The organism is Serratia sp. PAMC26656 (assembly GCF_016469055.2).
Lineage (GTDB): Bacteria > Pseudomonadota > Gammaproteobacteria > Enterobacterales > Enterobacteriaceae > Serratia > Serratia plymuthica.
Genome location: NZ_CP150486.1, coordinates 4,670,281 through 4,691,731, shown reverse-complemented (window position 1 = coordinate 4,691,731; position 21,451 = coordinate 4,670,281). Strand labels below are relative to the sequence as shown.

Below are 21,451 nucleotides of genomic sequence, written 5' to 3'. Positions count from 1 at the left end.
ACAGAGTAGGGCCTATGCAGGATAAACACCTCGATCACGACGCCACTTTCGCGTTAGACAACGTCAGCTTTGCCGTTCCCGGCCGCGTGCTGTTGCAACCGCTGTCGCTGACCTTTCCCCAGGGCAAAGTCTGTGGGCTGATCGGCCACAATGGTTCCGGCAAATCCACATTGCTGAAAATTCTTGGTCGCCATCAGAACCCGACCGCCGGCAGCGCGCAGCTTAACCGACGCCCGCTGGCGCAATGGGACAGCAAAGCCTTCGCGCGTCAGGTCGCCTATCTGCCCCAGCAACTGCCCGCCGCAGAAGGCATGACGGTACGCGAGCTGGTGGCGATCGGCCGCTATCCGTGGCACGGCGCGCTGGGCCGCTTTGGCGTGAACGACCGCGAACAGGTGGAAGAAGCAATAGCGTTGGTTGGCCTGAAACCCTTCGCCAATCGCTTGGTGGACAGCCTGTCCGGCGGCGAGCGGCAACGCGCCTGGCTGGCGATGATGGTGGCGCAGGACAGCCGCTGCCTGCTGTTGGACGAACCGACCTCTGCGCTGGACATTGCGCACCAGGTTGAGGTGTTGGCGCTGATTCAACGCCTGAGCCATGAACGTGGCCTGACGGTGATTGCGGTGCTGCATGACATCAACATGGCGGCGCGCTACTGCGATCATCTGGTGGCGTTGCGCGGTGGCGAGATGATTGCGCAAGGTGCCCCGCTGGAACTGATGCAAGGGCCGGTGCTGGAGCAAATTTATGGTATTCCAATGGGCACGCTGGCGCATCCGAGCGGCGGTGCGCCGGTGAGTTTTGTCTACTGATGCCTGCTTCCTCTGATTTTCAATACGATCCCGTACGCCGCCGTCTGCTGACCGCCATGGCGCTGTCGCCGCTGTTGTTCTCTCTACCGGGGCGCGCGGCGGTGACACGGCCCGATCTCACGCGCATCGTGGCGCTGGAATGGCTACCGATTGAGCTTCTGCTGGCGCTGGGCGTTACGCCGCTGGCGGTGGCGGATATCCATAACTACAACCTGTGGGTGGAAGAGCCGAAAATGCCGGCGTCGGTGGTCGACGTGGGCCAACGCACCGAACCGAATCTGGAGTTACTGCAACAACTGCAGCCTTCGCTGATGCTGCTGTCAAAGGGGTATGGGCCAACGCCGGAAAAACTGGCTCCAATAGCGCCGACGATGAGTTTTGGCTTCAACGACGGCAGCGGAAAACCACTGACGGTGGGCCGGAATTCGTTGCAGCAACTGGCACAGCGGCTGGGGCTTGAGGCGCGCGCTGAACAGCATCTGATGCAATTCGACCGGTTTATTCAGGATGCACGTCAACGCCTGCATTCTTACACCAAGCAGCCGCTGTTGTTGTTCTCCTTGCTGGATACGCGGCATGTGCTGATTATCGGCCAGAAAAGCCTGTTCCAGGAGGTGATGGAGCAGCTTGGCATCCACAATGCCTGGGAAGAGGAAACCAACTTCTGGGGCACGGCGGTCGTTGGCATTGAACGCCTGATTACGGTGAAAAATGCGCGGGCGATTTATCTCGACCACGGTAATCAGGCGATGATGGAAAAAGTCAGCTCGACGCCGTTGTGGCAGGCTTTGCCCTTTGTGCGTCAGAACCAATTGCGGCAGGTGCCGGCGGTCTGGTTCTACGGTGCGACGCTGTCGGCGATGCGTTTTTGCCATCTGCTGGAGCAGACGCAGGAGAGCTATTCATGAGCGCACGCATCCGGGTATTACCGCTGACGCTGATCCTGCTATTGCTGGCGGCGTCGGGCGGCTTGACGATCTACAACCTGTTGCAACAGTTGCCTTGGGGGCTGTGGGCGCAGGCGCTGAGCGCGCCGAATCACGACGATGTGCGTCAGATGCTGTTCCACTACAGCCTGTTGCCGCGGCTGTCGGTCTCCCTGTTGGCCGGTGCCGGACTGGGGCTGGTCGGCGTGCTGTTCCAGCAGGTGTTGCGCAATCCGTTGGCAGAGCCGGCGACGCTGGGCGTATCGGCCGGTGCGCAGCTCGGGTTGACCATCGCCACCTTGTGGATGCTGCCGGGCGGTGAGATAACCCGGCAATTGGCGGCAATGGCCGGGGCGATCCTGGTTGGCGGGCTGGTGTTCGGCGTGGCCTGGGGCAAACGCATGTCGCCGGTGACGCTGATTCTGGCCGGCCTGGTGTTGGGATTATACTGCGGTGCGGTCAACAGTCTGTTGGCGTTGTTTAATTACGATCAACTGCAGGGATTGTTCCTGTGGAGCACCGGCGCGTTGAACCAACAGGATTGGAGCACTGCGCAATTTATCCTGCCGCGCCTGGCGGTGGCCGGGCTATTGGCAGTGCTGCTGCTGCGCCCGCTGACGTTGCTGGGGCTGGACGACGGCGTGGCGCGCAATTTGGGGCTGGGGCTGTCGATGGCGCGTTTTTGCGCGCTGGCGGTGGCGATTATCTTCAGTGCGATGTTGGTGAATGCAGTGGGTGTCATCGGCTTTATCGGCTTGTTTGCGCCGCTGATGGCGAAAATGCTGGGGGCGCGCCGGCTGGCGCACCGCATGATCTTGGCGCCGCTGCTGGGCGCTTTGCTGCTGTGGCTGACCGACCAGGTGATGATCTGGCTGACGCAGATCTGGCGTGAAATTCCGACCGGGGCGGCGACCGCGCTGTTTGGCGCTCCGCTGTTGCTGTGGCTGTTGCCGCGCTTGCGTAGCGCCGCCACGCCGCCGCCGATGAACCTGGGCGACAAGGTGCCGGCCGAACGCGGCCATCTTTTGGTCTGGGTGATGTTGGCAGGCGTTGTGTTAGTGGCCGGCATCGCCGTGGCGTTGATGTTCGGGCAGAACGCCGCTGGTTGGCACTGGAGCCACGGCGCAGAATTGGAATCATTGATGCCGTGGCGTTGGCCGCGGGTGCTGTCCGCGTTGGCGGCGGGGATGATGCTGGCGGTGGCCGGCACCTTAATCCAGAAGCTGACCGGCAACCCGATGTCCAGCCCGGAAGTGCTGGGGATCAGCTCCGGCGCGGCCTTTGGCGTGGTGGTGATGCTGTTTATCGTGCCGGGCGATGCCTTCGGCTGGCTGCTGCCTGCAGGCAGCCTGGGGGCGGCGGCGACGTTGCTGGTGATTATGGTCGCCGCCGGTCGCGGCGGTTTTTCTACCGAACGCATGCTGTTGGCCGGCATCGCGCTCAGCACGGCGTTTACCACCACCATTTTCCTGTTGCTGGCCAGCGGCGATCCGCGTATGGGCGGGCTATTGACCTGGATTTCCGGCTCGACCTATTCGGTGACTTCGGAGCAGGCGATCCGTACCGCAGTCATTGCGGCCACGCTGATAGTGCTGGCGCCGCTGTGTCGCCGTTGGCTGACCATTCTGCCGCTGGGCAGCGCGACCGCCCGCTCGGTGGGCATTGCGCTGACGCCGGTGCGGGTGGCGATTCTCCTGCTGGCCGCCACGCTGACCGCCATGGCGACGTTGACCGTGGGGCCGCTGAGCTTTATCGGCCTGATGGCGCCGCATATGGCGCGCATGCTGGGCTTCCGCCGCGCATTACCGCAGATGGTGATTGCCGCACTACTGGGTGGCCTGCTGATGGTGTTCGCTGACTGGTGCGGCAGGATGGTGATGTTCCCGTATCAAATTCCCGCCGGGCTGCTGGCGACCTTTATCGGCGCGCCGTATTTCGTTTACCTGCTGCGTAAACAAACCTCGTAGCCGTCATCGCAACGCCCGTTTCTGCCATCAAAGGCTCAGCATTGCTGGGTCTTTTTTTCTGCTTTCAGGCTGTTGCAAGGCGTTGCGTATCAATGCGCAGAAACGGAATTCAGAACGGAAAAAGGCGGTGGAACTGAGGCGGAGATCAATATACTGCGTGCGGGTGCTCAGGATCTTTCGTCCTGAGCCTGAGCAAGGGACAGAAAGAGAAAAGCCCCGAGTCGATATTTATCAACCCGCGGCCAACTCTAACGCCAGACAACGTTAGGTTAGCTTCTTACCCGCCGTGAGGCAAGGAGAAGGAGGCATGATGCCGGACAAACGAAGTGTAGTAAAACTGGTCGTTATTTGTGCCACGGTAATATCATTGGTATGGATAACACGCAGCAAGATTTGCGAGCTGCGTATCAGATCGGGCAACACGGAGGTTGCGGCCATTTTGGCTTACGAATCCAAACGGTAAGGCCACTCAACGGCGGGGGCTTTGCTCCCGCCCATAGGCTGTTTGCGCGTTGATCCATGAGCACCTACCCGATAAAACAAAAACGGCAAGCCAGGGGCTTGCCGTTTTTACCAGGATGCGCAGGCTTATTTCAGGCCGGCGGCATCGCGCAGCAATTCTGCTTTGTCGGTCGCTTCCCAAGGGAAGTGCTCACGACCGAAGTGGCCGTAGGCTGCGGTTTCGCGGTAGATCGGTTGCAGCAGGTCCATCATCTGGATCAGGCCGTATGGGCGCAGATCGAAGAACTCGCGCACCAGCAAGGTCAACTGTTCGGTAGGCACTTTCTCGGTACCGAAGGTTTCCACCATGATGGAGGTTGGCTCTGCCACGCCGATGGCGTAGGAAACCTGGATCTCGCAGCGGTCGGCCAGGCCGGCAGCAACGATGTTTTTCGCCACGTAACGCGCCGCGTATGCCGCTGAACGGTCAACTTTGGACGGGTCCTTACCGGAGAATGCACCGCCGCCGTGACGGGCCATGCCACCGTAGGTATCCACGATGATTTTACGCCCGGTCAGGCCGCAGTCGCCCATTGGGCCACCGATAACGAAACGGCCTGTTGGGTTGATGTGGTATTTGGTGCTCGCGCTCAGCCATTCGGTAGGCAGAACCGGCTTGATGATCTCTTCCATCACCGCTTCTTGCAGGTCTTTCAGAGAGATATCTTCGGAATGCTGGGTGGACAACACCACCGCGTCGATGCCGACGATTTTGCCGTCGTCATACTGGAAAGTGACCTGGCTTTTTGCATCCGGACGCAGCCACGGCAGCGTGCCGTTTTTACGTACTTCGGCCTGGCGCTGCACCAGACGGTGCGCGTAGGTCACCGGCGCAGGCATCAGCACTTCGGTTTCGTTGGTGGCATAGCCAAACATCAGGCCCTGGTCGCCAGCACCCTGTTCCAGCGGATCGGTACGGTCAACGCCCTGATTGATATCCGGGGATTGCTTGCCGATAGCGCTCAGCACGGCACAGGAGTTGGCGTCAAAACCCATATCCGAATGAACATAACCGATTTCACGTACGGTTTTACGGGTGATTTCTTCGATATCTACCCAAGCGCTGGTGGTGATTTCGCCACCGACCAGCACCATGCCGGTTTTCACGTAGGTTTCGCAGGCTACGCGCGCTTTCGGATCCTGTTCCAGGATGGCGTCAAGGACGGCATCGGAGATCTGGTCGGCGATTTTATCGGGATGCCCTTCGGAGACGGACTCGGACGTGAATAGGTGTTTAGCCATTGTATTCTTTACCTTGCATAAGACGGGTTAGAAATTACTGCACAGCGCTGGAGATCCGGCATCGAAGCGAAGGGTCTTCCGCTGATGGCGCGAGATACATCCTGCAACGCCCCTCAGGCAAAGCCGTTAAGCAGTTTCTCAGTTATGCCCGTCGTCTTTCAAGTTGCCTTGCTGTTACCTGCACTCGCTTACCTGGCGGCAACTTGAAATTCATAGGGCATAAATCAGTATAGATGGATTAACATCTGGACGTCTATTTTAGGTCAGGCTTTAGCCGGATTGCCAGTATTTTTTTGTCGTTTCGCTCTTTTGTGTAAAGCCATTGGCGCCATTTTCATCGCTTGAAACACTTTCCGGCGAATTTTCATTTTGCAATTTACCCAGGTTATCGGTATAAACTGCGCGCGCGGCTCATTTGGTGCACAGTGCGGAGCAAAAGTGGCAAGCTCCCGCTCATGGCCTTAATGGTCAGCCGCAGACGCCGACAGTTGGCGTCGCCGCTTCATAGAACGGTCACGTTCTTACACTATTAATAGAGGCTCAGTCGTTCATTCCGGGCGACGTGCGTGGAGGTGGTTGGATTAATGATCCGTTGTCTACCGGTTGTTGGTTCTCAACAGCAGTGCCGTTCTGGCGCACATTCTTCAGCTATTTCCCGTCTTGTCTCTACTCCACCTTCCAGGTGTGATAAACACTTGGGCGCTACTCAGGATTCTCGGGCCGGTTAACGGTCGTCTGAAGAACTGAACAAGGGTAGCCTGCAGCCTTCCTGTGGGATGTTTCTTGACCCGATTCACGAGGTTTGAACAGGGTGTCTTACAATTATATGAGTGATAAACCGATCGCTGACCGCGAACGGCAGTTTTATTCGCTGCCGCAAGGGCGGTTTGTTGGGTTGTTCTCGCGGGTTGTAGCTGCGATAGTGGCTGACTGTATCGTCAGTACGGGATGTGAGGCGAGTAATGTCTGATGATCTGTTGATTCACCGTCCGCCAGCCGCGGGCGAACCTATATCTTTACGCTCCATGCAGGAGGTTGCCATGAATGACCGTGATGCCAGCAAGATGCTGCGCACTTATAACGTCGCCTACTGGGGCAACAATTATTATGACGTCAATGAACTGGGCCACATCAGCGTGTGCCCGGATCCGGACGTCCCTCAGGCGCGTGTCGATCTGGCTGAACTGGTTAAAGAGCGTCGCAAAGACGGCCAGCGTCTGCCGGCGCTGTTCTGCTTCCCGCAGATCCTTCAGCACCGCTTGCGTTCGATTAACGCGGCGTTCAAACGCGCACGCGAGTCATTCGGCTATGAAGGCGGCTATTTCCTGGTTTACCCGATCAAGGTCAACCAGCACCGTCGCGTGATCGAATCCCTGGTCAACTCCGGCGAACCCTTGGGGCTGGAAGCCGGCTCCAAAGCTGAACTGATGGCGGTGCTGGCGCATGCCGGCATGACCCGTTCGGTCATCGTCTGTAACGGCTATAAAGACCGCGAATATATTCGCCTGGCACTGATCGGCGAAAAACTGGGACACAAGGTGTACCTGGTGATCGAGAAGATGTCCGAGATCAACATGGTGCTGGAAGAGGCCGAACGCCTGAACGTGGTACCGCGTCTGGGCGTGCGTGCGCGTCTGGCGTCTCAGGGCTCCGGCAAATGGCAGTCGAGCGGCGGTGAGAAATCCAAGTTCGGTCTGGCGGCCATTCAGGTCCTGAAACTGGTGGAAACCTTGCGTGAAGCGGGTCGCCTCGACAGCCTGCAATTGCTGCATTTCCATCTGGGTTCGCAACTGGCCAATATTCGCGACATCGCCACCGGCGTGCGTGAATCGGCGCGTTTCTATGTGGAATTGCACAAGCTGGGCGTTAACATCCAGTGCTTCGACGTGGGCGGCGGTCTGGGCGTGGATTATGAAGGCACCCGTTCGCAGTCCGACTGTTCGGTGAACTACGGCCTGAACGAATACGCCAACAACGTGATTTGGGGCATCGGCGACGCCTGTAATGAGCACGGCCTGCCGCACCCGACGGTGATCACCGAATCCGGCCGCGCGGTCACCGCGCACCATACGGTGCTGGTGTCCAACGTGATCGGCGTTGAACGCAACGAGTTCAGCGATCCTTTGCCGCCGGCGGAAGATGCGCCGCGTGCGCTGGAAAGCATGTGGGAAACCTGGCAGGAAATGAACGAGCCGGAGAACCGTCGCTCGTTGCGCGAATGGCTGCACGACAGCCAAATGGACCTGCACGACGTTCACACCCAGTACGCTCACGGCATGCTGGATCTGACCAAGCGCGCCTGGGCCGAGCAGTTGTATCTGAACATCTGCAACAAGATCCAGCAGCAGCTTGATCCAAGCAACCGTGCGCACCGTCCGATCATCGATGAACTGCAGGAACGTATGGCGGACAAGTTCTACGTCAACTTCTCGCTGTTCCAGTCCATGCCGGACGCCTGGGGTATCGATCAGCTGTTCCCGGTGCTGCCGCTGGAAGGGCTGGATAAGCCGCCGGAAGGCCGCGCGGTGCTGCTGGACATCACCTGTGACTCCGACGGTACGATCGATCACTACATCGACGGCGACGGCGTGGCGACCACGATGCCAATGCCGCCGTACGATCCGGAAAACCCGCCGGCGCTGGGCTTCTTTATGGTGGGCGCCTACCAGGAAATCCTCGGCAACATGCACAACCTGTTCGGTGATACCGCCTCGGTTGACGTGTTCGTCTTCCCGGACGGTACGGTAGAAACCGAGTTGTCCGACGAAGGCGACACCGTTGCCGACATGCTGGAATACGTGCAGCTCGATCCGATCGCGCTGCTGGCCAAATTCCGCGATCAGGTGAAAGAAACCGATCTGGACGATGAATTGCAGGCGCAGTTCGTTGAAGAGTTCGAAGCCGGTTTGTATGGTTATACCTATCTGGAAGACGAGTAAGTCATAGACCTGTCGGTTTTCAGATTGCCGCCTGTTTGGCGGTAGTCTGAAGTGACTGACCGGGTTAAATAATAAATGGGTGCATTTAGCACCCATTTACATTGACCTTCTATACTGGCCATTAACGTGGTTCCTACTTCTAAAGTGTCGGCTTTGATGAACATCCTCGGCCTTCATGGCCTGAGTCTGCATTCCTACCAGAGATACAGAGCATTGCCTTTGTTGTTAGCTTTATAATAACGTTTATTTCCCTTCAAAACGTCGATAAAGATAATCTACTGCCAGCATGGATACAGGCACATAGACAAGTATTATTTCCATGGAAATATCATTCAATGCATCAGATTGAGAGCACAAATAACCCAACGGGATACTTAGCAAGGAAGTTATAACTTCTAATATTATATAATTTCTTTTGTTTTTAATTGTCCGTGTTTTTTGCATGGGCATGATTTTTAAAATCATATTTATCAATCTCTATTTTTATATGAGTATGTGGTTTTAAATTCTTATGCTTACTATTTACCTTTTCGTTTTACATAATCCATTGCAAATAATTTATATTTATTCAGGTGCTTGTTTATAGTTCGATCTTAATTATTTAAGAAATGAGTTGGAGCGACAAACGTATATAATTTATCCCCCAGGTAAAGAGATCCTCATCACAAACTTCAAGCGCCGGGAACCTATGTTATACCCCCGTAAAGCACAATCGAGCGGAACGGTCACTTGTCTGCAAGATGCAGCGTATATACTTGCTAATGACGAGTTGCCAGGAAGACGATGCGCGGGCTTGAAGCGCGAACCAAATACGGCGATAATCTGCCGCATCAGCAGTACCGAAACAGACATCGTATCAATCCCTTTCTCGTCGGGCTAACGACGCGGGAGGGATTTTTTTTTGCCAACGCCTGGTGATTTTACCGCAGGCGAAACGTTGAAATATGAGGGTTTACAATGAGCACGTTAGGCCATCAGTCCGATAATTCCTTAGTGTCCAACGCCTTTGGTTTCCTGCGCTTTCCGCTGAATTTCATGCCTTATGACAGCGATGCAGAGTGGGTCATCACCGGCATTCCATTCGATATGGCAACCTCCGGCCGCGCCGGTGGCCGTCATGGCCCTGCGGCGATCCGTCAGGTTTCCACCAATCTGGCGTGGGAAGGCAACCGCTGGCCGTGGAGCTTTGATCTGCGCGATCGTCTGAACGTGGTTGACTGCGGCGATATCGTGTTCAACTTCGGCGACGCTCAGGACATGAGCGACAAGCTGCAGGCGCACGCGGAGAAATTGCTGAAGGCCGGCAAACGCATGCTCTCATTCGGCGGTGACCACTTCGTCACGCTGCCGCTGCTGCGCGCGCACGCCAAACATTTCGGCAAACTGGCGCTGGTGCATTTTGACGCCCACACCGACACCTACGCCAACGGCAGCAAATACGACCACGGTACCATGTTCTTCCATGCGCCGAACGAAGGCCTGATTGATCCGAACCACTCGGTGCAGATCGGTATTCGTACCGAGTTCGATCACGACAACGGTTTTACCGTGTTGGATGCCGCACAGGTTAACGATCGCAGCGTGGACGACCTGTTGACGCAGATCAAACAGATCGTCGGCGATATGCCAGTGTACCTGACCTTCGACATCGACTGCCTGGATCCGGCGTTCGCACCGGGCACCGGCACCCCGGTGATCGGCGGCCTGACCTCCGATCGCGCGCTGAAACTGGTACGCGGCATGCAGTCTCTGAACATCGTCGGCATGGACGTGGTAGAAGTGGCGCCAGCCTATGACCAATCCGAAATCACCGCGCTGGCCGCGGCGACTCTGGGCCTGGAAATGCTGTATCTGCAAGCGGCCAAGAAACACGCCTAAACGATACCCGTCGTCTTTCCAGCAGCCGCTCGAAAGACGACGGGCATAGCGGGTGGTGAGGATAGGCGGAAAATAAAGCCTGAAACGCCCATTTCGCCATTCGCGACTTCACAATGAAAATGCCTGTATCTGTTGCCTTGAATGTCTATAATCCGGGGTTACGGAGGAACCATGCTGAGCAAACCATCCACACGTCTTAACAAATATATCAGCGAGAGCGGTATCTGCTCCCGCCGCGATGCCGATCGTTACATTGAGCAAGGCAACGTTTTTATCAATGGCAAGCGCGTTGCGCTTGGCGATCGAGTGTTTCCAGGGGACGTGGTCAAGGTCAATGGCCAACTGATTGAACCCCGCAACGAAGACAACCTGATCTTCATTGCGCTCAACAAACCGGTGGGTATTGTCAGCACCACGGAAGAGGGCGAGAAAGACAATATTGTCGATTTCGTAAACCACAGCACCCGCATCTTCCCGATCGGCCGTTTGGATAAAGATTCGCAGGGGTTGATCTTCCTGACCAACCACGGCGATCTGGTCAACAAGATCCTGCGCGCAGGCAACGACCACGAGAAAGAATATCGGGTTACGGTCAACAAACCGGTGACCGACGATTTTATCCGTGGCCTGGGGGCCGGCGTGCCGATGCTGGGTACGGTGACTAAAAAGTGCAAGGTAAAGAAAGAAGCGCCATTTGTCTTTCGCATCGTGCTGGTTCAGGGGCTTAACCGCCAAATCCGCCGCATGTGCGAGCATTTTGGCTATGAAGTGACCAAGCTGGAACGCACTCGCATTATGAATGTCAGCATGGCCGGGCTGCCGCCGGGTGAATGGCGCGATTTAACGGATGACGAACTGGTCGAACTGTTTAAATCGATTGAGGATTCCTCCTCAGAAGCCAAGCCGGCTAAGAAGGCCAAACCTGCGGTGAAAAAACCGGCCGGCAGTGCGCCGAAAAGCGCCGAGAAATCTGCTGGCAATGCGGCTGCCCGCAAGCGTTTTGCCCAGCCAGGCCGCAAGAAGAAAGGCCGCTGAGTGGTAAAGAATCCCCGTTAGCCACCGCGTCGGGTGGTTTTAAATAGCGATAATGAAACGCCCCCGGTCTTGATGATCGGGGGCGTTTTGCTTTAGGTCACCCGCTCTCGCCAACAAAAACGACAGAACCCCATTAACGACTTCTTAATATATAAACTCACTATGAAAAGCATGCCTGATATCGGTTTTTCATATCGGTGCATTTTTTCGTGATCCCTTCCACACTTGTTACGATCAAACAACCTTTCATTAACATTTGCCGCTTTGCTCCCTTGACGAAAGTTTCGCCAGACTTATAGTGAGTGTATTAAATAAGAAACTGAGTTTCATATATGAAACAATCAGATAGAGGACCGAAGCAATGAGCTGGAAGAACGTGTGTGAAGTGTCTCAGGTGAAAGAAGATTTTCCTTTCTCCGCCAACGTGGAAGGGAAAGAAGTCGGGGTGTATCTGATCGACGGCAACTATTACGCGCTGGAAGACGTTTGCCCACATGCTTATGCCTTGCTCAGCCAAGGGTTTGTCGATGACGGCAAGATCGAGTGTCCGTTGCACGAAGCGCTGTTCGACGTGCGTACCGGTCAGTGTCTGCGCGAGCCTGGCGGCCGTGATCTGCAAACCTATCCCACCCGGGTGATAGACAATCAAATCCAAATCACCTTTATTGCGGAGGAGTAATCATGCAGCACATCACCGATTTCAATCCCTGGCTACCGGACACCCAACAGGTGATCCCGGCACGCGTTGGCGGCAACGGCCAGATCCACCAACCTGGCCAATTCCAAAACGTCATCTGGCAGAACCGCAGCCGGGTACCGGACGGTTTCGAAACTGCGCTGGTCGCGGCGTTGGAAGACATCTTCGAGCAGGGTGCGGAAGAGCTTGAGCAGATCGTCAGCGCGCTGAACCAGCGCCGCCTGTTTGATCGCAACGGCCAGCCGTGGAATGAGGCGGCGTTCCGTGAATTCCTTCACGTTAACGGTTACTGAGCAGCCCGGGAGAAGGCAATGACAGCAAATACAACATCCTCCGCACAGACTTTGCAGGACTATCTCGATCAGGGGCTGCGCGGCATGTGGTACCCGGTGCTGGCCAGTTGGGAAGTGGGCAATAATCCGGTAGGCATTACGCGTCTTGAGCAGCAGATTGTGGTGTGGCGCGACGGTGAAGGCGCGATCCACGCGCTGGAAGATCGTTGCCCGCATCGCGGTGCGCGGCTTTCGATGGGCTGGAATCTGGGTGATCGCATCGCCTGCTGGTATCACGGCGTGGAAGTCGGCGGCGACGGTACGGTCAAAGATGTGCCTGCGGTCGATCGCTGCCCGCTGGTGGGGCAGAAATGCCTGCGTTCTTACCCGGCCAAAGAGGCCTACGGCGCCGTGTTCCTTTATTTCGGCATCACCGCCGACGAAGCGCCGCCGGAGCTGACCTTCCCGCAGGAACTGGCAGATGAGGCGGCCTACAGCAACTTCCTGTGCACTGCCAGCTGGGACTGCAACTATCAGTATGCATTGGAAAACGTCATGGATCCGATGCACGGTACCTACCTGCATTCTTCTTCGCATTCGATGGCAGAAGGGGATCGCAAGGCGGACATGGCGCTGGAGCCGACCGATACCGGGTTCATCTTTAAGAAGAATGGCCAGATCGGCGTCAACTTTGACTGGGTAGAGTTCGGCAACAGCGGTGCCTACTGGATGCGGCTGTCGATCCCGTACAAAAAACGCTTTGGACCGGGCGGCCACTTCTGGATCATCGGTATGGTGGTGCCGGAAGATAAAGATCATTGCCGGGTATTCTTCTGGCGTATCCGCAAGGTCAAAGACTGGCAACGCGACATCTGGCGCTTTATGTACCGCAACCGCCTGGAAGCACTGCATTGGGACGTACTGGAACAAGATCGCATCGTGCTGGAGAACATGGCGCCAAACGCGCGTGGCCGTGAATATTTGTATCAGCATGACGTCGGTCTTTCCCGCCTGCGCCGCATGATGCAGAAAGAAGCGCAAAAACAACTGGCGATGCTCGCCGAACAGGAGGCCGCGCAGTGAACGGCCTGCTGGCGGGAAAACGCATTGTGGTGACCGGCGCGGCGCGCGGTCTGGGCTGTAGCTTTGCCGGGGCCATCGCCCAGGCGGGCGGCCGGGTGGTGATGTGCGATATTCTGGCGGATGAATTGGCGGACAGCGCCGCCAGCCTGCGTGAGCAGGGGGCCGAGGTGGAAACGCAGGTTATCGATCTGGCGTCGCCGGACTCGATCACCGCCACGTTCAGTGCCATTGCCGAAGGCGGTACGATCGACGGGCTGGTGAACAACGCGGCGCTGGCGACCGGTGTCGGCGGTAAAACCATGATGGAATACGATATTGATCTGTGGGATCGGGTCATGCAGGTTAACGTGCGCGGCACCTGGTTGGTGAGCCAGGCAGCGGTGCCGTTGCTGGCGCAAAACCCGCATGCCAAGATCGTCAACGTGGCTTCGGATACCGTGCTGTGGGGCGCACCGCGCTTAATGGCCTATGTGGCCAGCAAAGGGGCGATTATCTCGATGACCCGCTCGATGGCGCGTGAACTGGGCCCGCAGGGGATTTGCGTTAACGCTATCGCACCGGGCCTGACGCGGGTAGAAGCTACCGAATATGTGCCCGCCGAGCGCCACCAACTGTACGAACAGGGCCGGGCGCTGGCCGGGGCGCAACATCCTGACGACGTGAACGGTACGGTGCTTTATCTGCTGTCGCCGCTGGCGAATTTCGTGACCGGTCAACTGTTGCCGGTCAATGGCGGCTTTGTCTTTAACTAATCTACATTTTAGCCAGGAGCAGCACATGGCAGACGATCAAGCGTGTAAATATCTGATCCCGGGGCTGGATCGCGGGTTACAGCTGCTGCTGGCGTTTGGCGAGCAGCACAAGGAAATGACCTTTGCAGAATTACATCGCCTGGTCGATATGCCGAAGGCGACCGCCTACCGCGTAGTGCAAACGCTGGAGCATCTGGGTTTTCTGGAGCGTAACCCGCGCACCAACACCTTTGCACTGGGCATCAAGGTGTTGCGGCTCGGTTTTGAATATATCGCCTCGCTGGACGTGGCGCAGGCCGGCCAACCGGTGATCGAACAGCTGCGTGATCGCAGCCAATGCAGCAGTCACCTGGCGATCCGCGATGAGCGTGACGTGATCTACATCGCCCGCGTCAGTGCCGCCGGTTCGCAAATCAATCAGGTCAGTGTCGGCACTCGCCTGCCGGTACATCAGACTTCGCTCGGCCGCATGCTGCTGACCAGCGCCACCCGCGAAGAGTTCGAGCTGCTGTACCCGCAAGAACAATTGCCGGGCAGCGGGCCGGGCACCCCGGCGGATCGTGAAGTCTTGTGGCAAATGGTTCAGCAGGACAAGGCGCGCGGCTATGTGATCGGCGAATCGTTTTTCCGCCACGGCATCTCTTCGATCGTCTATCCGATTTTCAACCGCGAGCAGCGGGTTGAGGCCGTAGTCAGCATTATGGTGCCGTTCGATGAGATCCCGAAAGCGGATCGCGAACGGCTGCGCAAGGAGGTGCGGGATGCCGCAGAGAAAATCTCCGGCTTCCTGGGCGCACCGCCGCAGGCAAACGTCGGTTAACTGACGGCACCGACTCTTTTACTCAGGCAGGGATAAGGCCCACAGCTATCAGGGGCCGGGGGTTCGATCATGCCTGAAAAACGCATTCAGCGAGAACGTGAGGCACAATAATGAGCGTAATCGGAATCGAAAAATTGGAATTTGGCGTCGAAGATCTGCCAACTTGCGAAAAGTTCATGCAGGACTTCGGCCTGCAGGCGGCGCAGCAGCATTGGGGGGAACGCCGGCGCGAATTCACTACCCTGAGCGGTGCGCGCGTGGTGCTGCATCCGTTGCAGAGCGAAGTATTGCCGGCGGCGTTCGAGGGCGGGTCCACTCTGCGCCGCATGACCTGGGGCGTCGACAGCCCGAGCGAGTTGGCGGCCCTGGTGCCGTTGCTGGCGCAGATGCCGGGTTTCCGTCAGGTGGGGGAAGAGCTGGAGTGCCGCGATCCGAACGGCATGACGCTGCGCTTTAGCGTCAGCCAACAGCGCGATGTCGAGTTGCCGGTATCGCCGATCAACCAATGGGGCGACGTGCGCCGCATCGATCAGCCCAGCCCGGTGTATGCGCAGGCGCAGCCGATCAACATCGGCCACGTGGTGTTCTTCGTCGAGGATCTTGCCGCCACCGAAAAATTTTACCGTGAAGTGCTGGGTTTTCAGGTCTCGGATCGCTATATCGATCGCGCGGTGTTCCTGCGGACCCAGGCGCGCGGCGGCCATCACAATCTGTTCCTGCTGAAACTGCCTAATCGCTCGCGCGGGCTGAATCACGTGGCCTTTACCGTGCGCGACATCCACGAGGTGATCGGCGGCGGCATCGCCATGAACAAAGAGAAGTGGAGCACTTTTATCGGCCCTGGCCGCCACCCGATTTCCTCGGCCTATTTCTGGTACGTCAACAGCCCGACCGGCGGCGCATTCGAGTACTACACCAACGACGATTATCTGACCGAAAACTGGCAACCGCGCGAATTGGAGCATTCACTGGTGTCGTTCACCGAGTGGGCGGTGGAAGGCGGTATCGACCATGACACGCGGCGCCAGCAGAAAAAACCGGAGGCGCTATGAGCCAGCCAGTGCAGGCGGGCATCGTGATTATCGGCGGCGGGCAGGCCGGCGGTTGGGCGGCGAAAACGCTGCGCGATCGGGGTTATGCGGGCCGGCTGACGGTGATCAGCGACGAACCCTATGATTTTTACGAACGCCCGCCGCTTTCCAAGGCGGCGTTGCTGGACGGCAATGCGCCGCTCAGCAGGCTGTTCAGCGAGCAGGTGGTCGCCGGGTTGAACATCGACTGGTGTCGCCCGTTGCGTGCCGAAGCCATTGATGGGCAGCAGCAAGTCGTCACGCTTAGCGACGGGCGGCAGTTGCAGTTTGATCAACTGTTGATTGCCACCGGCGGTCGGCCACGCTTGCCGGACGCCCGTTGGACCTGCCACCCGCGTGTGATGACGCTGCGCTCCTGGGACGATGCGGCAAAACTGCGCCAGGCGTTGCAAGGGTGTCGCCAGTTGGCGATCGTCGGCGGCGGCTGGATTGGGCTTGAGATCGCCGCTTCCGCCCGGCGGCTCGGTGCCGAGGTGACGGTGTTTGAGCGCCAGCCCGCGTTATGCATGCGCAGCGTAGGTGCGGATGTTTCACAGGCGTTGCTCGAGCTGCATCAGCAACAGGGCGTAACGGTACGCTGCGGCTGCGGCGAGATCTCGCTGGAAGATCGCGACGGCGCTGCGTGGATCGGCAGTGAAAGCAGCGATCCTCAGGCTTTCGATCTGGTGGTCGTGGGCATCGGCGTCGAGCTTAACCTCGAGCTGGCGCACAGTGCCGGGCTGAAGGTTGACGCCGGTATCGTGATCGACGGCCAGGGGCGCACCAGCCACCCGGCGATCTTCGCCGCCGGCGATGTGGCGCGCCACCCGACGCTTGGCCTGTGCCTGCAGTCCTGGGCCTATGCGCAGAATCAGGCGATCAGCACCGCTTGCGCGATGCTGGATGCCTTTGCCGCCCCTTACAACGACGTGGCCTGGCTGTGGTCGGATCAATACGACACCAATATTCAGATCCTCGGCGTGCCGATCGGCGGGGTGCATCACGTGCTGCGCCGCACGCCGCAGTCGCAGGTGTTCTTTACGCTCAACGCCGACCGTCAGTTGGTGCAGATGGTGGCGTTTAACGACGCCCGCACCATCAAGCTGGGTAAACGCTGGCTGGCCAGCGGGCGGGTGCTGGAGCCGCAGCAGTTGGCGGACGCGGAATTTTCTCTGATGGCGTTGAAATAACGCCCGAACCTCGGGAGCGTTTCATGACTACGCAAGACATTGACGCCCACGCTGGACGGGTGGGGGATGCCGTTGCCGAAAATCCGCAACAGCGGGTGCGCTGGTCGGTGCCGATCGCGCTGTTCGCCTGCGTCCTGCTGGCATTTTTCGACAAGATCAGCATTGCGGCGCTGTTTTCCGACAGCGAGTTCCAGCAGGCGCTGGGCATCAGTTTTGATCCGGCTCGGCTCGGCTTGCTGATGAGTGCATTTTTGTTCTCTTACGGCATATCTTCCATGCTGTTGAGCGGCATTGGCGACCGTCTGAATCCGGTTAAGGTGCTGATCGGCATGATGGTGGTGTGGGGCGTGCTGATGGTGTTGATGGGGTTGTCCCGTTCTTATCACACCATGATGACGCTGCGCATCCTGCTCGGCATCGCGGAAGGGCCACTGCTGCCGATGGCGTACGCCATTATCCGCCAGGCTTTCCCACAGCGCTTGCAGGCGCGAGCGACCATGTTATGGCTGCTTGGCACGCCGCTGGGGGCTGCACTCGGTTTTCCGGTCACGCTGTATATCCTCAACACCTTCGATTGGCAGACCACCTTCTTCTTTATGGCGTTTCTGACGTTGCCGGTGATGCTGTTGGTGCTGTTTGGCATGCGTCATCTGAACGTGGCGCGCCCGGCGGCCAAAACCGATGCACAACCTGTGGCGGTAGAGCGTAAACAGCAGCGCCGGGAACTTTTGCGCAATCCGCATTTCTGGATGATTTGCCTGTTTAACATCGCCTTCCTGACCTACCTGTGGGGGATGAACGGCTGGCTGCCCAGCTACCTGATCAAGGGGAAAGGCATCCATCTGGAACACGCTGGTTACCTGTCATCATTACCGTTTATCGCCATGCTGCTTGGCGAGGTGGTCGGTGCCTGGCTGTCGGACAAGCTGGATCGTCGCGCGCTGGCCTGTTTTATCTCACTGTGCGGCGCCGGGCTGGGGCTGGCCGTGGTACTGCATCTGCAGGGCACTTACAGCGTGATTGCCGCGATGGCCTTCAGCACCTTTATGTGGGGCGCCGGCGCACCGAACATCTTTGCGCTGCTGGCGAAAGCGACCAGCAGCAAGGTCAGCGCCACCGCAGGCGGTATTTTTAACGGATTGGGCAATTTTGCCGGCGCGCTGGCGCCGGTGCTGATGGGGGCGCTGATCGCCGCCAGCGGCAACATGGATAACGGCCTGCTGTTCCTGGTGGTGATGGCTTTCATCGGCTGCATCATCCTGCTGCCGTTGCTGAAAAAATACTGATTTATCTATGGCTATAGAGGAGTAACAACATGTCCCAGGTTGAGAAACAAGCCGGCGTCAAGCCGCAGGAACAGTCGATAGAGAATTGGGTGGAATCACGTATCGCCCGCTTTGAAGGCCGTAAATATGACTGGAACGCGTTGAAGTTCCAGGCCGACTACGACCCGAAATACCGTCGTGCGCAGATGCGTTACATCGGCACCGGTGCTACCGGGGTGGTTAACGACACCAACACCATTCCTGCGGGCAACTTCACCTTCTCCACCATGGTGCTGCCGTCAAAATGCGAAGGGCCGCTGCACCTGCACGATGATGTGGAAGAGGTGTTCTTTATGCTGAAAGGCAGCATCACGCTGATGATCCAGGACGGCACGGAATACTACGAAACCAAGCTGAAAGAGCGTGATCTGATCTCGGTACCGGCCGGTGTCTACCGTGGGTTGTTCAACCACGGTGAGGAAGAGGCGCTGATGTGCGTGATGCTTGGCACGGCCAAACCGGAAACGCCGACCTACCCGGCCGATCACCCGTTATCCAAAGTGAAGCGTAACTGATGAACGGCCTGGCACAACGTCAGCAGCGGCGCTGCGGGGGGTATTCCCTCAGTTGGCGCGAAGCGGGACAGGGCCGACCCGTGGTGTTGCTGCACGGTATCAGCTCCGGTTCAGCTTCGTGGATCAAGCAGTTTAACGACGCTGGATTGACCGACGGCCACCGTCTGCTGGCCTGGGACGCTCCCGGCTATGGCGGCAGCCTGCCGCTGGCCTCCGCCGAGCCGGACGCTGCCGCCTATGCCGCTGCGTTGGCTGCGCTGGTGGCTGAGCTGGGACTGGAGCAGCCGCTGATTGTTGGCCACTCGCTCGGAGCATTGATCGCCAGCGCCTATGCCGCAGGTTATCCGGACGGGTTGTGCGGGCTGGTGTTGGCGGACCCCGCACAGGGCTATGCCACGGCGCCTGAGGAAAAACGCCGGCAGGTTTACGGCCAGCGCAAACAGATGATTGAAACGCTGGGGCCGCTGGGCTACGGCGAACAGCGGGCGGCTGCGCTGCTGAGTGACGAGGCGTCGGAACAGGATATCGCCTGGGTGCGCAATGGCATGCAGCAGCTCGATCCTGAGGGTTTCCTCAGCGCCGCCTGGATGCTGGCCAACGAGGATATCGGCCGCTATTTGACGCGTTATCGCGGCCCGCTGGAAGTGTGGTGCGGTGATAAAGACCGCATCACGCCCTCCGAGGCGGCTGCGAGGCTGGCGCAACAGCATGACGCGCCGCTGCGCCTGATTGACGGCGCAGGGCATGCCAGCTACCTCGAGGCGCCTGCGCTGTTTAACCGCTATCTGCAGGATTTTACGGGAGCAATTCAACCATGAATTTTCAGCTTGAGGATCGGGTCGCGGTCGTCACCGGCGGCTCGTCGGGCATTGGCTTCGAAACCCTGCGTCTGCTGTTGGCGGAAGGGGCGAAGGTGGCGTTTTGCGGCCGCAATGCGGACAAACTGGCCGGTGCCGAAGCCAGCCTGCGTAATGAATTCCCGCAGGCGCAAGTGCTGGCGCTGTGCTGCGACGTGCTCGATGAGCAGCAGGTGGCGCAGTTCGCTGAACGGGTGGCCACACACTTCGGCGGCGTTGATCTGTTGATCAATAACGCCGGCCAGGGATTCGTCGCCCACTTTGACCAAACGCCGCGCACCGCCTGGCTGCATGAGGCTGAGCTGAAGCTGTTCGGCGTGATTAACCCGGTGCAGGCGTTTCTACCGGCTCTGGAGCGCTCGGACATTGCCTCAATCACCTGCGTGAATTCGCTGCTGGCGCTGCAGCCGGAAGAACACATGATCGCCACCTCGGCGGCGCGCGCCGCGCTGTTAAACCTGACGCTGACGCTGTCGAAAGAGCTGGTGGCGAAGGGCATTCGCGTTAATTCGATTCTGCTGGGCATGGTCGAGTCCGGCCAGTGGCGGCGGCGTTTCGAGGAGCGCAGCGACAAGGATCAAAGCTGGGAACAATGGACGGCGGCGATCGCCGAACGGCGCGGCATTCCGATGAAACGCCTCGGTAAGCCGCAGGAACCGGCGCGGGCGTTGCTGTTCCTTGCCTCGCCGTTAGCGTCCTTTACCACCGGCGCGGCGCTCGACGTCTCCGGCGGATTTAACCGCCACCTGTAATGGCTGGGAGCTGAAAAATGAAGAACATCATGATGATTGGCTACGGCGCGATGGCGAAAGAAGTGCTTTCCCGCTTGCCGGAGGGCGTCTGCGTCGGCTGGATTGTGGCACGCGCGGCCCATCATGCGGCTATCGATAGCGCTTTCGACGGCAAAGTGCAGGCTTTGACGCACCCGGATCACTGTACCGGGCAGCCGGATCTGGTGCTGGAGTGCGCCAGCCAGCAGGCGGTGGCGGAGTTTGGCGAGGCGGTGGTGAAACGCGGATGGTCGTTGGCGGTGATCTCTACCGGTGCGCTGGCGGATGCGGCGCTGCAGCTCAGGTTGCAACAGGCCGGGCGGCAATATCAGGGGAGGGTGATCGTGCTGTCCGGTGCGGTGGCGGGGATGGACGGGTTGGCGTCGGCGCGCGAGGGCGGGCTGGACAGCGTCACCTATCAGGCCAGTAAAAGCCCCGCCAGTTGGCGCGGTAGCCTGGCGGAAAAACTGATCGACCTCGATACGGTCAGCGAGGCGCGGGTGTTCTTTGAAGGGTCGGCACGCGAAGCGGCGCGGCTGTTTCCGGCTAATGCCAACGTGGCGGCGACCATCGCGCTGAACGGGCTGGGCATGGACGCTACGCGGGTACGATTGCAGGTCGATCCGCACACCCGGCGCAATACTCACCGGCTGCAGGTGTGCGGCAGCTTCGGTGAGTTTCATATTGAGCTGAGCGGCAACCCGCTGGCGAGCAATCCCAAGACATCAACCCTGGCGGCGCTGAGTGCGGTACAAGCCTGTCGCCGTCTGATCGACGGTGGCTTTATTGCCTGAACGGCA

Annotated in this window: 21 protein-coding genes; 20 read left to right on the top strand and 1 reads right to left on the bottom strand. The window is 58.5% G+C overall.

The annotated features are described in order from the left end of the window. Nucleotides 1–14: 14 nt before the first annotated feature. From fhuC to JEM67_RS23130, 4 genes are all read left to right on the top strand, one after another. Entirely contained in the window at nucleotides 15–812 is a 798-nt protein-coding gene (gene fhuC, locus JEM67_RS23145) for a Fe3+-hydroxamate ABC transporter ATP-binding protein FhuC (RefSeq protein ID WP_004947844.1), read from the top strand. After that, nucleotides 812–1,720 carry a Fe(3+)-hydroxamate ABC transporter substrate-binding protein FhuD gene (fhuD, locus tag JEM67_RS23140; protein WP_199638375.1) on the top strand — a complete coding sequence of 303 codons (909 nt, stop codon included), beginning with the start codon at nucleotides 812–814 and terminating at the stop codon, nucleotides 1,718–1,720. The genes fhuC and fhuD overlap by 1 nt, the downstream gene beginning before the upstream one ends. Next, on the top strand, nucleotides 1,717–3,705 hold the full coding sequence (gene fhuB / locus JEM67_RS23135) for a Fe(3+)-hydroxamate ABC transporter permease FhuB (RefSeq protein WP_199638374.1): 1,989 nt from the start codon (nucleotides 1,717–1,719) through the stop codon (nucleotides 3,703–3,705). Before fhuD ends, fhuB begins: the two co-directional genes overlap by 4 nt. A 310-nt stretch (nucleotides 3,706–4,015) precedes the next feature. Next, on the top strand, nucleotides 4,016–4,168 hold the full coding sequence (locus JEM67_RS23130) for a Hok/Gef family protein (RefSeq protein WP_013814445.1): 153 nt from the start codon (nucleotides 4,016–4,018) through the stop codon (nucleotides 4,166–4,168). A gap of 125 nt (nucleotides 4,169–4,293) precedes the next feature. Here JEM67_RS23130 and metK read toward each other — a convergent pair whose 3' ends face one another. Beyond that, on the bottom strand, nucleotides 4,294–5,448 hold the full coding sequence (gene metK / locus JEM67_RS23125) for a methionine adenosyltransferase (protein WP_004947833.1): 1,155 nt from the start codon (nucleotides 5,446–5,448) through the stop codon (nucleotides 4,294–4,296). 826 nt (nucleotides 5,449–6,274) lie between these two features. Here metK and JEM67_RS23120 point away from each other — a divergent pair. From JEM67_RS23120 to JEM67_RS23045, 16 genes are all read left to right on the top strand, one after another. Then, nucleotides 6,275–6,418 carry a virulence promoting factor gene (locus JEM67_RS23120; protein WP_006327842.1) on the top strand — a complete coding sequence of 48 codons (144 nt, stop codon included), beginning with the start codon at nucleotides 6,275–6,277 and terminating at the stop codon, nucleotides 6,416–6,418. Continuing rightward, nucleotides 6,411–8,387 carry a biosynthetic arginine decarboxylase gene (gene speA / locus JEM67_RS23115; protein ID WP_004947831.1) on the top strand — a complete coding sequence of 659 codons (1,977 nt, stop codon included), beginning with the start codon at nucleotides 6,411–6,413 and terminating at the stop codon, nucleotides 8,385–8,387. Before JEM67_RS23120 ends, speA begins: the two co-directional genes overlap by 8 nt. Before the next feature lie 957 nt (nucleotides 8,388–9,344). Further along, nucleotides 9,345–10,265, top strand: a complete 921-nt coding sequence (gene speB / locus JEM67_RS23110) for an agmatinase (RefSeq protein ID WP_020439723.1) — start codon at nucleotides 9,345–9,347, stop codon at nucleotides 10,263–10,265. 171 nt (nucleotides 10,266–10,436) lie between these two features. Next, nucleotides 10,437–11,300 carry a 23S rRNA pseudouridine(2604) synthase RluF gene (gene rluF, locus JEM67_RS23105; protein WP_020439722.1) on the top strand — a complete coding sequence of 288 codons (864 nt, stop codon included), beginning with the start codon at nucleotides 10,437–10,439 and terminating at the stop codon, nucleotides 11,298–11,300. Nucleotides 11,301–11,661: 361 nt separating this feature from the next. Further along, a complete protein-coding gene (locus tag JEM67_RS23100) occupies nucleotides 11,662–11,979 on the top strand; it encodes a non-heme iron oxygenase ferredoxin subunit (RefSeq protein WP_004947822.1) in 318 nt (105 codons plus the stop codon). A 2-nt stretch (nucleotides 11,980–11,981) separates the two neighbouring features. Beyond that, complete coding sequence (locus JEM67_RS23095; protein WP_013814441.1) at nucleotides 11,982–12,290, top strand: recombinase-like helix-turn-helix domain-containing protein; 309 nt, start codon at nucleotides 11,982–11,984, stop codon at nucleotides 12,288–12,290. Between the two features lie 18 nt (nucleotides 12,291–12,308). Further along, nucleotides 12,309–13,352, top strand: a complete 1,044-nt coding sequence (locus tag JEM67_RS23090) for an aromatic ring-hydroxylating oxygenase subunit alpha (protein WP_020439721.1) — start codon at nucleotides 12,309–12,311, stop codon at nucleotides 13,350–13,352. Then, nucleotides 13,349–14,104, top strand: coding sequence for an SDR family oxidoreductase (locus JEM67_RS23085; protein WP_199638372.1), 756 nt, complete (start codon nucleotides 13,349–13,351; stop codon nucleotides 14,102–14,104). The genes JEM67_RS23090 and JEM67_RS23085 overlap by 4 nt, the downstream gene beginning before the upstream one ends. Before the next feature lie 25 nt (nucleotides 14,105–14,129). After that, a complete protein-coding gene (locus JEM67_RS23080) occupies nucleotides 14,130–14,924 on the top strand; it encodes an IclR family transcriptional regulator (RefSeq protein ID WP_013814438.1) in 795 nt (264 codons plus the stop codon). A 110-nt stretch (nucleotides 14,925–15,034) separates the two neighbouring features. Beyond that, nucleotides 15,035–15,976 (top strand): VOC family protein, encoded by a 942-nt coding sequence (locus JEM67_RS23075; protein WP_166729332.1) that lies wholly within the window; start codon nucleotides 15,035–15,037, stop codon nucleotides 15,974–15,976. Beyond that, nucleotides 15,973–17,184, top strand: coding sequence for an NAD(P)/FAD-dependent oxidoreductase (locus tag JEM67_RS23070; RefSeq protein WP_199638371.1), 1,212 nt, complete (start codon nucleotides 15,973–15,975; stop codon nucleotides 17,182–17,184). The genes JEM67_RS23075 and JEM67_RS23070 overlap by 4 nt, the downstream gene beginning before the upstream one ends. A gap of 23 nt (nucleotides 17,185–17,207) precedes the next feature. Then, nucleotides 17,208–18,470 carry an MFS transporter gene (locus JEM67_RS23065; RefSeq protein ID WP_199638369.1) on the top strand — a complete coding sequence of 421 codons (1,263 nt, stop codon included), beginning with the start codon at nucleotides 17,208–17,210 and terminating at the stop codon, nucleotides 18,468–18,470. A 29-nt stretch (nucleotides 18,471–18,499) separates the two neighbouring features. Further along, nucleotides 18,500–19,024, top strand: a complete 525-nt coding sequence (locus JEM67_RS23060; RefSeq protein WP_013814434.1) for a cupin domain-containing protein — start codon at nucleotides 18,500–18,502, stop codon at nucleotides 19,022–19,024. Beyond that, nucleotides 19,024–19,842: an alpha/beta fold hydrolase gene (locus JEM67_RS23055; RefSeq protein WP_199638368.1), complete on the top strand. Its 819-nt coding sequence runs from the start codon at nucleotides 19,024–19,026 to the stop codon at nucleotides 19,840–19,842. Before JEM67_RS23060 ends, JEM67_RS23055 begins: the two co-directional genes overlap by 1 nt. Then, nucleotides 19,839–20,633: an SDR family oxidoreductase gene (locus JEM67_RS23050; RefSeq protein ID WP_063200546.1), complete on the top strand. Its 795-nt coding sequence runs from the start codon at nucleotides 19,839–19,841 to the stop codon at nucleotides 20,631–20,633. Before JEM67_RS23055 ends, JEM67_RS23050 begins: the two co-directional genes overlap by 4 nt. Nucleotides 20,634–20,650: 17 nt before the next feature. Next, nucleotides 20,651–21,445, top strand: coding sequence for an aspartate dehydrogenase (locus tag JEM67_RS23045; protein WP_199638366.1), 795 nt, complete (start codon nucleotides 20,651–20,653; stop codon nucleotides 21,443–21,445). The last annotated feature ends 6 nt before the right edge of the window (nucleotides 21,446–21,451 follow it).

What these genes read in the sequence shown, in the direction of transcription:
- fhuB (WP_199638374.1), top strand. Translation starts at nt 1,717, where the DNA reads ATGAGCGCACGCATCCGGGTATTACCGCTGACGCTGATCCTGCTATTG.
- JEM67_RS23055 (WP_199638368.1), top strand. Translation starts at nt 19,024, where the DNA reads ATGAACGGCCTGGCACAACGTCAGCAGCGGCGCTGCGGGGGGTATTCC.
- speA (WP_004947831.1), top strand. Translation starts at nt 6,411, where the DNA reads ATGTCTGATGATCTGTTGATTCACCGTCCGCCAGCCGCGGGCGAACCT.
- metK (WP_004947833.1), bottom strand. Translation starts at nt 5,448, where the DNA reads ATGGCTAAACACCTATTCACGTCCGAGTCCGTCTCCGAAGGGCATCCC.
- fhuD (WP_199638375.1), top strand. Translation starts at nt 812, where the DNA reads ATGCCTGCTTCCTCTGATTTTCAATACGATCCCGTACGCCGCCGTCTG.
- JEM67_RS23075 (WP_166729332.1), top strand. Translation starts at nt 15,035, where the DNA reads ATGAGCGTAATCGGAATCGAAAAATTGGAATTTGGCGTCGAAGATCTG.
- JEM67_RS23080 (WP_013814438.1), top strand. Translation starts at nt 14,130, where the DNA reads ATGGCAGACGATCAAGCGTGTAAATATCTGATCCCGGGGCTGGATCGC.
- fhuC (WP_004947844.1), top strand. Translation starts at nt 15, where the DNA reads ATGCAGGATAAACACCTCGATCACGACGCCACTTTCGCGTTAGACAAC.
- JEM67_RS23045 (WP_199638366.1), top strand. Translation starts at nt 20,651, where the DNA reads ATGAAGAACATCATGATGATTGGCTACGGCGCGATGGCGAAAGAAGTG.
- JEM67_RS23050 (WP_063200546.1), top strand. Translation starts at nt 19,839, where the DNA reads ATGAATTTTCAGCTTGAGGATCGGGTCGCGGTCGTCACCGGCGGCTCG.
- JEM67_RS23090 (WP_020439721.1), top strand. Translation starts at nt 12,309, where the DNA reads ATGACAGCAAATACAACATCCTCCGCACAGACTTTGCAGGACTATCTC.
- JEM67_RS23130 (WP_013814445.1), top strand. Translation starts at nt 4,016, where the DNA reads ATGCCGGACAAACGAAGTGTAGTAAAACTGGTCGTTATTTGTGCCACG.
- JEM67_RS23070 (WP_199638371.1), top strand. Translation starts at nt 15,973, where the DNA reads ATGAGCCAGCCAGTGCAGGCGGGCATCGTGATTATCGGCGGCGGGCAG.
- speB (WP_020439723.1), top strand. Translation starts at nt 9,345, where the DNA reads ATGAGCACGTTAGGCCATCAGTCCGATAATTCCTTAGTGTCCAACGCC.
- JEM67_RS23120 (WP_006327842.1), top strand. Translation starts at nt 6,275, where the DNA reads ATGAGTGATAAACCGATCGCTGACCGCGAACGGCAGTTTTATTCGCTG.
- JEM67_RS23100 (WP_004947822.1), top strand. Translation starts at nt 11,662, where the DNA reads ATGAGCTGGAAGAACGTGTGTGAAGTGTCTCAGGTGAAAGAAGATTTT.
- JEM67_RS23060 (WP_013814434.1), top strand. Translation starts at nt 18,500, where the DNA reads ATGTCCCAGGTTGAGAAACAAGCCGGCGTCAAGCCGCAGGAACAGTCG.
- JEM67_RS23095 (WP_013814441.1), top strand. Translation starts at nt 11,982, where the DNA reads ATGCAGCACATCACCGATTTCAATCCCTGGCTACCGGACACCCAACAG.
- rluF (WP_020439722.1), top strand. Translation starts at nt 10,437, where the DNA reads ATGCTGAGCAAACCATCCACACGTCTTAACAAATATATCAGCGAGAGC.
- JEM67_RS23065 (WP_199638369.1), top strand. Translation starts at nt 17,208, where the DNA reads ATGACTACGCAAGACATTGACGCCCACGCTGGACGGGTGGGGGATGCC.